This is a genomic window from [Clostridium] symbiosum, from assembly GCA_036419695.1.
GTDB classification, from domain to species: domain Bacteria; phylum Bacillota; class Clostridia; order Lachnospirales; family Lachnospiraceae; genus Otoolea; species Otoolea symbiosa_A.
Window position 1 is genome coordinate 293367 of the sequence record CP143946.1, and the last position, 14340, is coordinate 307706.

Below are 14340 nucleotides of genomic sequence, written 5' to 3' on the forward strand. Positions count from 1 at the left end.
CCGTACTGTTTCTTTGTGTCAGGGATACGGCAGACGTCCGTTCACAAATACGGACACTGCAAGGTACAGTTCTTCTAGATTGGCAGTTCTTCTATATTAAATAAGAATAATTGCAGTATGGATTAAGATTAATTGCAGTGTACCATGCAGAAATAAAAAATACAAGAAAAATATTGTGATACTGTAAAAATAACTTGTTTGATTTTGGCGTTTGAATTATATATGATAATTGTAACAGCTAGAGCGTGTTTGAAAATTCATTCCCGTCATCTGCACGCCCCACTTCGCGGTATATTTGGGTTCAATTCAGTCAGCGTAGCCCACTACGCCTCCTTCATTGGACCCAAATCTCCCACAAAGTGTGACGCACAGCTGGCGGAAAGCAATTTTCAAACACGCTCTGGGATATGGGTGTACATCGAGAGGTCGATTACAAAATGGAGGGGAAGTTATGGTTGATACAAATGAAAAAATGAGTTGGGTTAATGTTATCAAAATTGCCGGCGTTTTTGTGTCGTGGGCAATCGGATCGGGTTCTGTTACCGGTCAGGCATCACTGCAGTATTTCTGCGGTTACGGCATATGGGGATATGCGGGAATCGCAGTGGAGGCGCTGCTGCATCTGTTCCTGTTGATTTCCTTCTTTAAACTGGGCCACAAAAAGCAGTTTAAGAGCCCGCTGGATATTTTTACGTACTACTGCGGAGATAAGATTGGTAAAGTATTCCAGCTTCTGGCAATGGGACTTTTATATTCGGCTCCCGTTGTAATGATTTCCGGCTTCGGCGCGGCGCTCAACCAGCATTTCGGTATGCCGTCACGTCTGGGTTCCGTTCTTCTTGGAATCTTATGCCTGGTTACAATTCTTCTTGGACTTAAAAAACTTGTCGACATTATCGGCAGTATCGGACCGTTCATGATTGTCCTGACAATCGGGACCGGTATTTATTATCTGACACAGCATATGGGCGGAGTTGCCGCAGGCATCGAGATGGCGCCCACCCTGAATCTTTCGAGAATCGCACCGACGTGGTGGCTGGCCGGTTTATATTACACCACCTGTACGCCGTTACAGTCGGCTCCATTTTTCTCGGCGACGGCTAAGAGCTTCAAGGTAAGGAAAGAACTGATTTACGGTGCAATCGTGGGAGTGATTTTCTATGCAGCGGCTGATATTGTTATGGCATCCGCACTTTTTGCCAACATTGAGGAATTCAGCACAATGATGATTCCGAACCTCTACCTGGCAAATACGATCTCCCCGATCCTTGGATTTATCTTTATCATTGTTATATTTATGGCGATTTTCTCATCCTGCGTGCCGTCCATGTTTACGCTCTGCGCATCATTCTGCGAAGAGAAAACACCGGCTTACAACAAATTTGCGGTTATTCTGGTCATTGCATCCGTTCTCTGCTCCATGCTTCTTCCGTTTGACAAGCTTCTGGGACTGGTATACGGCGTATACGGCGTGCTCGGCGGTATCTTCGTGTTATTTATGATAGTAAAACAGATTCAGGAGAAAAGAGCAGCATAACGGTTCAGCACAAAGTGATAAGTTTACAGGAGGTAAGATGGATCAATTTAAAATAGCACTGATTCAGTCATCGTGGGCATTGGGGGACGTGAAGGCCAATGTCCGTAAAGCGGAAGAAAAGATCCGCGAGGCGTGCGGCAATGGAGCCAATTTCGTCTGCCTGCCCGAAGGATTTAATACGGGATATTACTGTTTCGATTATGTGACAATGAAAAATGCGGCCGAACCCCTGGACGGAGAAACAATTACTAAGATGAGGAGTCTGGCAAAGGAGCTGGGAATCCACCTCCTGGCGCCGATTATGATGACGGCCGGCACCGGAATTGTCGAAAACACGGCGGTTCTGATTGACGATGAGGGCGTTGTGCTCGGCCATTATTCCAAATCCCACCTGGTAGGGGCGGAACAGCTTCATTTGAACAGGGGAAGGAAATTCCCGGTATTTCGGACAAAATATGGAACCATCGGCATTGTCATCTGTTACGATATCTGTTTCCCGGAGACAACCCGTATCCTTGCACTTGAGGGGGCGGATTTGATCCTGTGTCCGGCGGCATGGAGGGACGGGTCTTATTTCAGGGACTGGCTGAACCAGGTGACGGAGGTGCGTGCACTGGACAACAATGTCTTTGTGGCGCTGATAAATTTCACGGGAGAACTGCCTGATTCGCCGTTCTGCGGCTGCAGCCAGGTGGTCAGCCCGATTGGAAAGGTGCTGGGAAGATGTTCACCGGATCGTGAGGAGATTCTCTATCAGGATATTGATATGAGCATGGTGCACAAAGAGCGGATGGGAAATACGGTGATGATCGACCGTCATCCGGAATTATATTCACGTATTACCGAATAGCGGACTCCTGTGAAACGTCGGGAGGCCGGTAAAAAAGAGACATTGAAAAGCCGGTGATTCCATGTGTTCATGGACGCCGGCTTTTATCAACTTATCATTGACGGCTGCGGCTCATTGTCAATGATAAACCTGGAGCATGCTTCCAGGTGTTTTTCGTAAGGCGGAAGGGAGATATTATGGAACATGACAGGAGAGAACAGGTAAAGGAATTGCTGAGAGGAGCCTATGATCTCCACGTACACCCGGCGCCGTCGGCATTCAGCCGGGCGCTGGACGACTGGGAGCTGATGCAGGAGGCGGACGGGGCGGGGATGGCCGGTGTCCTGATTAAATCACACTATGGCTGCACGGCCGCCAGGGCCGCGACGGTCAACCGAAAGAGCGGCTGCCGGGCAAAAGCGTACGGCGGTCTGGCCCTCAATTGGCCCACGGGCGGGCTGAACCCCTATGCGGTGGAAAACTGCCTCCATGAGGGAGGGATTCTCATATGGATGCCCACCCGGGACGCCGGGCACTGCCTGGAATTCGGGCCGATGCCGGGAGATTTCTTCAGCCGGCCGGGCATTACGATCCTGGACGGGGAGGGAAAGATTCTTCCGGAGGTCTATGAGATTATGGACATTGTCAAAAAATACGGAGCATATCTTGGAACCGGGCACTTAAGCCGGGAGGAATCGGTACGGCTCTGCCGTTTGGGGAGAGGGCGCGGGGTAAATATGATACTGACCCATCCCGAGTGGAGCAGAACCAGAATTGACGGCGCCATGCAGGCGGAGCTGGCATCCCTGGGAGTTGTGATTGAAAAAAACTGGGTCAATCTGGCGGAAGGCACCGTAACAGCGGAGGAAATGGCTGCCAATATCCGGCTGTCCGGTGTGGAACACACCTATATGGCAACAGACAGAGGGCAAAAGGGATTCGAACATCCGGCCCGTGGAATGGCGCTTTTTATGGAGACGCTTCTTGAAAACGGATTCAGCGAAAAAGAAATCATTACGATGTCCCATACCGTACCGTCATGTATTGCAGACCGTCAGGCAGCGTTTTAAAATGCACAAGTACTAACTTGTTTATATCCAAAAAATACTTGTTTGATATTGGATATGGAACGTTGTATATTAAAGATAAGAAATGAAGCGCCAAACAGACAGGCGCTGGTTAACAAATTAAAATAAGGAGGATTTCGAATGGATGAATCAAGATTCCAATACAGCGAATATAAAAGCGGCGAGCTGATTAACGGCATCGAACGTTCCGCCCACCGCGCCCTGCTGTACAGCACAGGCCTTGATACGGACGACTTACATAAACCGTTGATTGCTGTGGTGAATTCCTTTACCGAGATGGTTCCCGGCCACATTCATCTGAGAGAGATAGCGGAGCATGTAAAAGCGGGGATTTGGGAGGCCGGGGGAATTCCCCGTGAATTCAGCACCATAGCCCTTTGCGATGGTATCTGCCAGGGACACCGGGGAATGAGTTACCCCCTCCCCAGCAGGGAAAATATTGCCGATGCCGTAGAAATGATGATAGAGGCGCATCATTTTGACGCAATGGTCATGCTGCCGGGATGTGACAAGATTGTTCCCGGCATGATTATGGCAGCGGCCAGAGTGAACATTCCCGCAATCATCCTGCCGGGTGGTCCGATGATGGCAGGAAGCTATAAAGATAAGGAAGTCATAACACTGACCGACATGAGGGAATTTATCGGCCAGGTCCAGACCGGGAAAATGTCGGTGGACGATTTGCTGGAGATTGAAAAGAGAGCGCTTCCGACTTACGGAACATGCGCTATGCTCGGAACGGCAAACTCCATGAGCTGTATGGCGGAAATACTGGGACTGGCGCTTCCGCACAGCTGTACGGCTCTCGCCGTGTCGGCCGATAAGCGCAGATTTGCAAAGCAGTCGGGCAAACGCGCCGTGGAGATGATTAAGGAAGATTTGACGGCCAGGAAAATCCTGTCCAGGGACGCCCTGTTAAACGGTATCAGCGCCGCCATGGCGATGGGAGCATCCACCAATACGGTTCTTCATCTGATGTCCATCGCAAATGAGGCAAAGGTGAAGCTGGATCTGAAAGATTTCGACCGCATCAGCCGGAAGGTTCCCTATCTCTGCAACCTCAAGCCGTCCGGAAAGTATCCTCTTTCCGTCCTGCATGAGAACGGCGGGGTTCCGTCCGTACTGAAGGCAATTGAGAGCAGGCTGGAACCAAACCACATGACGGTGACCGGAAAGACGATGATAGAAAATCTGAAGGACGTGCCTCTTGTGGAAAACGACGTGATTTACCCATTTGACAAGCCTAAGAATGAAGAAGGCGGAATCGCCGTCTTATACGGCAGCCTGGCTCCGGACGGAGCCGTTGTTAAAAAGTCCGGCGTGAAGCCGTCCATGTACCAGTTTACGGGCCGCGCCAGGGTATTCCATTCCATGGAGGATGCAAGCCATGCTGTTTCAACGGACCAGATTAAAGAGGGCGATGTGATAGTTATACGCTACGAAGGCCCGAAAGGCGGACCTGGAATGAGGGAGATGCATATGACAACCTCGCTTCTGGTGGGAAGAGGAATGGACGAGAGCTGTGCCCTGGTTACCGACGGACGCTTCTCCGGTTCCACGAGAGGACCGTGCATCGGCCATATCTCCCCGGAGGCGGCCGCGGGCGGACCAATTGCCGCAGTGGAGGATGGGGACAGGATTATCATCGACATACCAAACCGCAGACTGGATTTGGAGGTGCCGGATGAAGTGATTAAAGAGCGCCTGAAAAAGGTGAAACCGCTTGTAAAGCCCAGAACGCCCGCCCTGGAGAAATACGCCGCCCTGGTTACATCAGCCGATCAGGGAGCGGTGCTGAGAGTGCCTGACATATTAAAGAATGAAATAAACGGGGGAACGAAATGATAACAAAACCGATGTACTTTTACAGTAACTGTTACCGTCTGGCGGCCGCACTTTACCTTCCGGACGACTATAAAGAGGGGGAGAAACTTCCCTGTATTATCCCGAATTCCGGTTATATTGGATTAAACGCAATTTATCCGGCATTATTTGCCCGCGCCCTGACAAAGAGGGGCTACGCCTGTTTTGGCTTTGATTACCGCGGTTTCCTTCAGAATGAGGGGCCTGCCGGCGTATGTAAGCTGGATGAGCAGGTGGAAGATATCAGAAACGCCGTTACGTTTGCCGGGACGCTTCCCGAGGTCGACGCAGACCGGATTGGACTGCTTGGCTGGGCCATGGCGGCAGGCCTTTCCTTCAGGGAGGCGCAGCTTGATAAGCGCGTCAGGGCCGTCGCAGGCTTAAACGGCTTCTACTGCGGCGAGAGATGGCTCCACCAGGTCTTCTCCCATGTAGACTTTGTCAAGATGCAGAAAGAGATCGGGGAGGAGGAAATCCGGATTGTAAAGGAAGGCACGAGGCGGTTTGATAACCCGTTCCACTTTTATCCGCTGGATCCCGACACCGAGGAAGTTGTCCATGATAATCTCTATACGGTGGATGGCTACGGTCAGGAGATTTCCCTGGAACTGGGCCGTTCCCTGATGGACTTCAACTCCGAGAAAAATATTGAGGACGTGAAAGTCCCGGCTTTTATCGGACACGGCAAATACAATCTGCTCCACCCAATCAGCGAATCCGAACTGTTTTACGATAAGCTGCAGTGCGAAAAAACCTTCTATGCAATCGAAGGAAAGCACAACGACTTCATGTTTGACGATCATGAAGTATTTGAAAAACTGATCGGGGAGCTGGATCGCTTCTTTCAGAAAATTTGATATCACTGTTTCGGGGAGTCCCCATTGCCAGATATTGGCTTTGGAGACTCCCTTTTTTTCGTGCTTCAACTGTGTTCCACATATTACCAGAGACAAAACCCCTGTTTTCCTGCGATAATACTCAAGTTAGAAATAACTAAGCATCTGCCGTCCGGTGGGGTAAATCCGAAGAGCCGCCCGGCTGAATGCGCGGATTTAAACGAAAAAAGGCATAAATAGAGGAAAGAGAGAGGTGGATTTGAAAAAATATAACGAATGAAAGTAGAGAAATGTCGGAAAATGCACAAAAAAAGTTCAAATTCTAGTAAAGATTTGTTCACTATTTCGAAAAAGTATGGTATAATAGAATACACACAAACAGCTACACAAATCTACACATCGAGGGGTGATATCGTGATTAAAAAAGAAATGATTGCTATGCTCTTAGCAGGAGGACAAGGCAGCCGGCTTGGCGTTTTGACTCAGAAGGTTGCGAAACCCGCAGTTTCATTTGGCGGTAAATACCGTATTATTGATTTTCCGCTCAGTAACTGCATCAATTCCGGAGTAGATACAGTCGGAGTTTTAACACAATACCAGCCGCTGCGCCTGAATGCGCATATTGGCATTGGTATCCCGTGGGATCTTGACCGTAACGTAGGCGGTGTAACCGTCCTTCCTCCTTATGAGAAAAGTATTGGAAGTGACTGGTACACCGGAACAGCGAATGCGATCTATCAGAATCTTGAGTACATGGAGAATTACAATCCGGAGTATGTCCTGATTCTTTCCGGCGACCACATCTACAAGATGGATTATGAGGTAATGCTTGAATATCACAAAGCGAATAATGCAGATGTTACAATTGCTGCCATGCAGGTTCCGATCGAGGAAGCCAGCCGGTTCGGTATTGTTATTACAGATGACAATAACCGGATTTCGGAGTTTGAGGAGAAACCGGAGAACCCGAGAAGCAACCTGGCATCGATGGGTATTTATATCTTCAGCTGGCAGGTGCTCAAAGATGCGCTGATTAAGCTGTCGGAAGAACCTGGATGTGATTTTGGAAAACATATTATTCCGTTCTGCCATTCAGCAGGTAAGAGGATTTTTGCATATGAGTACAACGGATATTGGAAAGATGTTGGGACTTTGGGATCCTACTGGGAAGCCAATATGGAATTAATCGATATTATCCCCGAGTTTAACTTATATGAAGAATACTGGAAGATTTATACCAAGAGTGACATTATCCCTCCTCAATACATATCTGAAAATTCAAAGATTGAGAGAAGTATCATAGGCGAGGGAACGGAAATCTATGGAGAAGTCAGCAATTCTGTGATTGGAGCAGGCGTAACAATCGGAGAAGGCGCCGTAATCAAAGATTCCATTATTATGAAGGGAAGTGTAATCGGAGCGGGAGCCGTAGTGGATAAAGCCATCATTGCGGAGGATGTTACGGTTGGAGAAGGCGCAGTGCTCGGAGAAGGCGAGATGGCACCGAGTAAATATGATCCGAAGGTATATCAGTTTGAACTGGTGGTGGTAGGAGAGCGTTCCACGATTCCCGGCAAGGTCAGAATCGGAAGGAATACGGCGATTTCCGGAGAGACCACACCGGATGATTACCATGGCGGAGTACTTGAAAGCGGCGATTACATAATAAAGGCAGGTGGAGTACAATGAGAGCAATTGGTATTGTTTTAGCAGGCGGCAACAGCAAGAGAATGAGAGAGTTATCCAATAAGAGAGCGATCGCTGCAATGCCTATCGCAGGCAGCTACCGCAGTGTCGATTTTGCTCTGAGTAACATGAGCAACTCCCATATCCAGAGTGTTGCAGTGCTTACACAGTATAATTCCCGATCCCTGAATGAACACCTCAGCTCTTCCAAATGGTGGGATTTCGGAAGAAAACAGGGCGGCATGTATGTGTTCACGCCTACAATCACGGCGGAGAGCAGCGACTGGTACAGAGGAACGGCAGACGCCCTCTTCCAGAACCTGGATTTTCTGAAGAAAAGCCACGAGCCTTATGTAGTTCTTGCCAGCGGCGACGGAGTCTATAAACTTGATTATAATAAAGTACTTGAATATCATATTGAGAAGAAAGCAGACATCACGGTAGTATGCAAAGAGATGGGGCCGGAGGCCGATGTCACAAGATTCGGTCTTGTGAAGACCAACGACGACGGCCGTATCACCGATTTTGAAGAGAAACCGATGGTTGCCACCTCCAACACGATTTCCTGCGGTATTTATGTAATACGCAGACGGCAGCTCATTGAGCTGATCGAGCGTTGCGCAGCGGAAGACAGATATGACTTTGTCACGGACATTCTGGTGCGTTATAAGAATCTGAAGCGTATTTATGCATATAAGCTGGGGACTTACTGGAACAATATCGCTTCTGTAGACGCATACTACAAGACGAACATGGATTTCTTGAAACCGGAAGTAAGACATTATTTCTTTAAAGAGTATCCGGAGATTTATTCCAAAGTAGACGATCTGCCTCCGGCAAAATACAATCCGGGCGCGGTAGTCAGGAACAGCCTCGTATCCAGCGGATGTATCCTGAACGGAACGGTGGAGAATTCAGTTCTTTTTAAGAAGGTTTATGTTGGCAACAACTGCGTAATCAAGAATTCAATCATTTTAAACGACGTATATATTGGGGATAACACTGTAATCGAAAACTGTGTTGTGGAGAGCCGCGATACCATCCGCGCCAACACAACGCACATCGGTACACCGGACAACTTAAAGATTGTCATCGAGAAGAACGAGCGATTTACATTATAATGAACAGACGGGAGAGGGGTTAGATTTATGCAGATTACGGACGTAAGAGTAAGAAGAATTGAAAAAGAAGGCAAGATGAAGGCCATCGTATCCATTACGCTGGACAATGAATTTGTAGTCCACGATATCAAAGTGATAGAGGGGGAGAAGGGACTGTTCATCGCAATGCCTAGCCGCAAAGCTGCGGACGGTGAATACCGTGATATCGCGCATCCGATTAATTCCTGTACGCGCGACATGATTCAGAGTATTATTCTTGCCAAATATGAAGCAACTGCCCTGGAAATGGCTGACGAAGAGGCACACGAGCAGGCTTGACAGGTGCATAGATACGAGAAATACGTGAAAATTGCATAAATATGAAAGAAATTGCCCCGGGGTGCTGGACAAAGCAGCCGGGGCGTTTTATTATATTATTTATATAAAAAAATTCGCGTATGCGAAAATAAAACCAGGGGGACTATAATATGAGCGGTACTATATTTGCACTGATTCCGCCAATCGTAGCAATCGCGCTGGCGTTGATTACGAAAGAGGTTTATCTGTCACTGTTGATTGGAATCCTGTCGGGCGCATTTCTCTTTACCGGACTGAACCCGATTCACGCGGTTGAAACCGTGATTGCTATTATGGGGGACAAGATTGGAGGCAACGTCAACATTCTTCTGTTCCTGTCATTTCTCGGAATTGTTGTGGCCCTGATTACCAAATCAGGAGCATCCAGGGCATACGGAGAGTGGGCGGCCCACTCCATCAAAAGCAGAAAAGGCGCGCTCCTTGCCACCATGTTTCTGGGTTCCCTGATTTTCGTGGATGACTACTTTAACTGTCTGACCGTTGGAACCGTTATGCGTCCGGTTACGGACAAACATAAGATAACGAGGGCGAAGCTGGCTTACATTATCGATGCCACGGCCGCTCCTATCTGTATTATTGCGCCGATATCAAGCTGGGCTGCGGCAGTAGGTTCCTCTCTTCCGGAGGACAGCGGCGTGGACGGGTTCGGACTGTTTCTGAGGACGATTCCGTTTAACCTGTATGCTATCCTGACAATTATCTTTATGCTGTTCATTATCATCGGGGGATTTGATTTCTCCGCTATGAGAAAGTATAACGAACGGGTGGAGCGGGAAGGTAAAGAAAAGACCATCGATGCGGATGCGGTCACCATTGCAGGCAACGGCAAGGTAATCGATCTGGTTGCTCCGATCCTGATACTGATTGCATTCTGTGTCAGCGGTATGCTGTATACGGGAGGAATTATGGACGGCGTCGGAATCGTCGAGGCGTTTGCCAACTGTGATTCCGCACTGAGCCTGGTGCTTGGCTCCTTCTTTACACTGGTGTTTATCTTTATCTTCTACCTGGTGAGAAAAGTCATCCATTTCAGTGAATTCTGCGAGAGCTTTACCATCGGTATCAAAGCAATGATTCCGGCCATTATGATTCTGTGCCTGGCATGGACCCTGTCCGGTATCTGCAGCGCCGATTATCTGAATATTGGCGGTTATGTCGGTTCCGTTGTCGGCGGAAGCGCCCTGGTGGGAGCTCTGATGCCCGCCATCATGTTCCTGGTAGCTTGCGGACTGGCATTCTCCACAGGAACTTCCTGGGGAACATTCGGCATTCTGATTCCTATCGCTTTTGCAGTGGTAGGTCCGGAAAATATGAACTCACTGACCATCTCCACATCGGCTATCCTGGCCGGAGCGGTCTGCGGCGATCACGTTTCACCGATCTCCGATACGACGATTCTGGCATCGGCCGGAGCGCAGTGTGACCATATTAACCACGTTTCCACGCAGATTCCTTATGTTCTCTGCGTAGCCGGATGCTGTGTCATCGGATATCTGGCGGCCGGCATTACCCAGAACGGCTGGATTGGCACCCTGACAGGCCTCGCCGCCCTTACCATCGTCCTGATTATCCTGGACCGCAGAAATAATCCGAAGTTCGCGCGGTGACATGGCGGTTACGCTGATTAAATGTAAACACTGAAAAAAAGAACCCGCTGTATTCGAATTATAATTTAATTTGCTGGTATAAATTCCTCTGTTTTACAGATACTACATTTATGCAAAACGATACAGATAAATGTGGAAAATGTAAGATGGAGGAATTTTTGTATGAAAGCTACAGGTATAGTCAGAAGAATTGATGATTTGGGCAGGGTGGTAATTCCTAAGGAAATCCGCCGGACTCTCAGACTCAGGGAAGGTACTCCGCTTGAAATATTTACGGACAGAGAAGGAGAAATAATCCTTAAGAAATATTCGCCGATGGTAGAGCTGGCCGCATTTGCCGTTCAGTACGCGGAGGCAATGGCTCAGTCCACCGGACTTATGGTATGCATCACAGACCGTGATCAGGTGATCGCAGTATCGGGAGGCCCCAAAAAGGATTACCTTCAGAAGCCGGTCAGCAGACAGCTTGAGAATGCAATCACGGAGCGTATGACAATCACAGCAGTGAAAGAGGACAAGAATTTTATCACTGTTGTAACAGAAGAACCGGAAGGAACTACGGCTCAGGTTGTAGTTCCGATTATCTGTGAGGGAGACGCAATCGGAGCGGTTGTAATCCTTGGAAGAGAACCGAGAACCAGATTTGGTGATACGGAAGTGAAGCTTGCGGCTACGGCAGCAGGATTCCTGGGTAGACAGATGGAAGGGTAAATTGAACCAGGTGAAAAATCCATATGAGTTGGTACATTATTGTTCACACTGCAGCCAGAGGGCGGCTGTGATGTGAACGGTGATGACGGGGGGCCGCATTCCGTGGCCCTTTTTCCGATTCCGCCTGCTTCTCCTTGATTTTCCCAAAAAGATGGGATAAACTTATCAATAGGACAAGATTTGGGGAAAATCCTTTTTTTATATTTTTAAATTGATACGTGGTATATTACAGGCTATTATATCGGGCAGAGGAAATCTGCTTATACATATTGAGGAAGGATACGTATGGGAAGAAAAAAGGAGTTAAAGAAAGATCAGGATGATGACCTTATGGAAATCAGGGAACCGGAGGAAGGGAAGAAAGAGACACTGGTGGATATTATCTGCAGGAACATCCGCAGGGATATTATAGTAGGCGAGCTTACCCCCGGAGAAAAGGTAATGGCGAAGGAACTGGCTGAGAGGTACGGTACATCGGAAACACCGGTAAAGCTGGCGCTGAACCGCATGATTTCAGAGGAAGTTGTAGAAAATTTCCCCAGGCAGGGAATGGTAATCAAGCCCATTACAATCTCTGATGCGGAAGAGATATTCGATCTGCGCTTAATGATGGATCTCTATTATACAAAACAGATTATTGAGGCGGTGAAGGTCAATAAGACACTGCGCAGGGAACTGGAGCAGAATATTGAGGAACATGAAGAGATAATGAAAAAGTTTATCGACACAAACGACGTGGAACTGTTTCTCCAGGATTACAACCATGACTATGAATTTCACAGAATATATCTGAAGTGTTCCGGCAATCAAAAGCTGGTGGGGATGTATAAGCGGATCAATCCGTTTATCTATTCCAATTACATTTTCCGCCGTCAGTCGAAGGAGAAGGATATGGCGGGCCTGGAGGAACACAAGGCGATTTTCAATGCAATTGTGGATGGGGATGAGGAACGCCTGAGAGAGTGTATCAGAATACATATGCAAAATGCAATAAAGTCAATTACGGTAATTATGAAGTGCGAAAGAATTAAATAAAGTCACGGACCGGATGAAGAAGTGCAGCGATTGATTCTCAAAAGAGGATCATCCGCTGCATTTTTTGCATGTTTGTGAAGAAACTGTGAAATATAGACAAAAATATTAATTATTTTTAGGAGTTTTAACGCTATTTTTTTGATTGAAAATAGGATAGAATTTTTAATATACAAAATAAAATTTTATTTTTGTTATAAAAAATTTTTTTGAGGAAAATAACAGACGGAAGGATAGACGGTGATATGAAAATACTGGTTTTGGAATCATCGACATCGTCGGCAAAAGCAATGCTTTATGATACAGATAAAAAGCAGTCTTTTGTAAGGACGAGACCGTATCCGGGAATGTTTGATAATGCAACCGTTCACAATGCTCAGACTGTTTTTGAAGAGACTCTGTCAGTTGCCAGAGAACTGCTGGATGGCCGTACGGACGTTGACATGATATCACTTGGGGGAACATGGCATTCTCTTTGCCTGATGGATTCGGAGATGAATCCCATGACACCGGTGCTTCCATGGTGCTATACTGGAGCTTCCGGTCTATGCAGGGAAATCAGGCAGGAGCAGGATTATGTCCGCAGTTATTACCATAAGACGGGATGCATGGTAAATGCAATTTATCCGTTTTTTAAACTTCGGATGTTTAAGAACATGGGATTTGACTTAAGCCAATATATAGCGGCGGGACAGAATGTATACAATACATACAGAATGACGGGCAGGAAAGCTGCGACGGAATGTGTGGCTTCGGGAACAGGCCTGATGAACATTTATACGAAGCAATATGAACCGGATTTATTGCGGGAGCTGGGAATTACCGAAGATTCCCTGCCGGAGATTGTACCTTATGACAGAATATATCCCCTGACGAAAGAAGCCGCATCTTATCTGGGACTGAAGGAAGGGACGCCCGTGATTCCATCCAATTCGGACGGCGGGTTAAACCAGATTGGGGTCGGCGCCCTGAAAAAGGGTGTTATGACATTCTCAGTGGGAACCAGCGGAGCTATCCGCCTGACTACATCAAAGCCGATTATTCCGGACGAGCCTTCTACATGGTGTTACTTATCACCAAAGTCATGGATGTCGGGTGCAGCTACCTCGGGGGCCTGCAATTGTATCGACTGGTTCAAAGAGAAATTTGCAAAAGCGGAGTCATATGCGAACCTGGAGACGGGATTTAATACAGACAGCGAATCACCCGTATTTCTGCCGTTTGTGTTTGGGGAACGGTGTCCGGGATGGAATGATGACAGGCATGGTGTGTTTGAGAATCTCAGTGCTTCCAGCACGGTTCAGGATTTATACAGGGCGGTGCAGGAAGGAGTTTTATTCAATCTATTTCAATGCTATGAGACACTGACGGCGGTCAACGGTGTGCCGGAACATATTAAACTGTCCGGAGGAATACTCAATTCGCCGCGCTGGACACAGATGTGCGCCGATATTTTTGAAAAAGATATGGAAGTGGATAAGCTGGCTCAAAGCTCTCTGATGGGAGGCGTGGTTCTTGCCATGGAATTGGCCGGAGAGATAAACAGTGTTGAAGATTTCAGGGTGGAGCCGGTTTCGGTGATTAAACCGAATCCGCACCGTGGGGAAATCTACAGAAAGCGATATCAGAATTATTTGGAATGTTACCGAACATTTATCAAATAAAAACAATTT

The 14340-nt window shown here is 47.7% G+C and carries 12 protein-coding genes and 2 pseudogenes; 13 read left to right on the forward strand and 1 reads right to left on the reverse strand.

Features of this window, described 5'->3' with window-relative positions; all coding sequences use genetic code 11:
- Window positions 1–216: 216 nt before the first annotated feature.
- Window positions 217–372: pseudogene (locus V3C10_01340) on the reverse strand (DUF6783 domain-containing protein).
- Between V3C10_01340 and V3C10_01345 the strand changes: the two are divergent.
- The 13 genes and pseudogenes from V3C10_01345 to V3C10_01405 all read left to right on the forward strand — a co-directional run bounded on the left by V3C10_01345 (window position 310) and on the right by V3C10_01405 (window position 14331).
- A pseudogene (locus tag V3C10_01345) lies at window positions 310–459 on the forward strand (DUF6783 domain-containing protein). The pseudogenes V3C10_01340 and V3C10_01345 overlap by 63 nt on opposite strands.
- On the forward strand, window positions 452–1537 hold the full coding sequence (locus V3C10_01350; protein ID WVP62502.1) for a hypothetical protein: 1086 nt from the start codon (window positions 452–454) through the stop codon (window positions 1535–1537). Before V3C10_01345 ends, V3C10_01350 begins: the two are co-directional and overlap by 8 nt.
- A gap of 37 nt (window positions 1538–1574) precedes the next feature.
- Window positions 1575–2387 (forward strand): carbon-nitrogen hydrolase family protein, encoded by an 813-nt coding sequence (locus V3C10_01355; protein ID WVP62503.1) that lies wholly within the window; start codon window positions 1575–1577, stop codon window positions 2385–2387.
- Between the two features lie 176 nt (window positions 2388–2563).
- Complete coding sequence (locus tag V3C10_01360) at window positions 2564–3436, forward strand: DUF6282 family protein (protein WVP62504.1); 873 nt, start codon at window positions 2564–2566, stop codon at window positions 3434–3436.
- 138 nt (window positions 3437–3574) lie between these two features.
- Entirely contained in the window at window positions 3575–5299 is a 1725-nt protein-coding gene (gene ilvD / locus V3C10_01365; GenBank protein WVP62505.1) for a dihydroxy-acid dehydratase, read from the forward strand.
- On the forward strand, window positions 5296–6174 hold the full coding sequence (locus V3C10_01370; GenBank protein WVP62506.1) for a CocE/NonD family hydrolase: 879 nt from the start codon (window positions 5296–5298) through the stop codon (window positions 6172–6174). Before ilvD ends, V3C10_01370 begins: the two co-directional genes overlap by 4 nt.
- Window positions 6175–6567: 393 nt before the next feature.
- On the forward strand, window positions 6568–7842 hold the full coding sequence (locus V3C10_01375) for a glucose-1-phosphate adenylyltransferase (protein ID WVP62507.1): 1275 nt from the start codon (window positions 6568–6570) through the stop codon (window positions 7840–7842).
- Window positions 7839–8960: a glucose-1-phosphate adenylyltransferase subunit GlgD gene (glgD, locus tag V3C10_01380; protein WVP62508.1), complete on the forward strand. Its 1122-nt coding sequence runs from the start codon at window positions 7839–7841 to the stop codon at window positions 8958–8960. Before V3C10_01375 ends, glgD begins: the two co-directional genes overlap by 4 nt.
- Window positions 8961–8987: 27 nt before the next feature.
- Entirely contained in the window at window positions 8988–9278 is a 291-nt protein-coding gene (gene spoVG / locus V3C10_01385) for a septation regulator SpoVG (GenBank protein WVP62509.1), read from the forward strand.
- 149 nt (window positions 9279–9427) lie between these two features.
- On the forward strand, window positions 9428–10924 hold the full coding sequence (locus V3C10_01390) for a Na+/H+ antiporter NhaC family protein (protein ID WVP62510.1): 1497 nt from the start codon (window positions 9428–9430) through the stop codon (window positions 10922–10924).
- Between the two features lie 162 nt (window positions 10925–11086).
- Window positions 11087–11635: a stage V sporulation protein T gene (gene spoVT, locus V3C10_01395; protein WVP62511.1), complete on the forward strand. Its 549-nt coding sequence runs from the start codon at window positions 11087–11089 to the stop codon at window positions 11633–11635.
- Window positions 11636–11920: 285 nt separating this feature from the next.
- Window positions 11921–12670 carry a GntR family transcriptional regulator gene (locus V3C10_01400; GenBank protein WVP62512.1) on the forward strand — a complete coding sequence of 250 codons (750 nt, stop codon included), beginning with the start codon at window positions 11921–11923 and terminating at the stop codon, window positions 12668–12670.
- Window positions 12671–12912: 242 nt separating this feature from the next.
- A complete protein-coding gene (locus tag V3C10_01405; GenBank protein ID WVP62513.1) occupies window positions 12913–14331 on the forward strand; it encodes an FGGY family carbohydrate kinase in 1419 nt (472 codons plus the stop codon).
- Window positions 14332–14340 lie beyond the last annotated feature (9 nt).

Coding starts and splice junctions, on each gene's coding strand:
- V3C10_01350 (WVP62502.1), top strand. CDS start 452: ATGGTTGATACAAATGAAAAAATGAGTTGGGTTAATGTTATCAAAATT.
- V3C10_01355 (WVP62503.1), top strand. CDS start 1,575: ATGGATCAATTTAAAATAGCACTGATTCAGTCATCGTGGGCATTGGGG.
- V3C10_01360 (WVP62504.1), top strand. CDS start 2,564: ATGGAACATGACAGGAGAGAACAGGTAAAGGAATTGCTGAGAGGAGCC.
- ilvD (WVP62505.1), top strand. CDS start 3,575: ATGGATGAATCAAGATTCCAATACAGCGAATATAAAAGCGGCGAGCTG.
- V3C10_01370 (WVP62506.1), top strand. CDS start 5,296: ATGATAACAAAACCGATGTACTTTTACAGTAACTGTTACCGTCTGGCG.
- glgD (WVP62508.1), top strand. CDS start 7,839: ATGAGAGCAATTGGTATTGTTTTAGCAGGCGGCAACAGCAAGAGAATG.
- spoVG (WVP62509.1), top strand. CDS start 8,988: ATGCAGATTACGGACGTAAGAGTAAGAAGAATTGAAAAAGAAGGCAAG.
- V3C10_01390 (WVP62510.1), top strand. CDS start 9,428: ATGAGCGGTACTATATTTGCACTGATTCCGCCAATCGTAGCAATCGCG.
- spoVT (WVP62511.1), top strand. CDS start 11,087: ATGAAAGCTACAGGTATAGTCAGAAGAATTGATGATTTGGGCAGGGTG.
- V3C10_01400 (WVP62512.1), top strand. CDS start 11,921: ATGGGAAGAAAAAAGGAGTTAAAGAAAGATCAGGATGATGACCTTATG.
- V3C10_01405 (WVP62513.1), top strand. CDS start 12,913: ATGAAAATACTGGTTTTGGAATCATCGACATCGTCGGCAAAAGCAATG.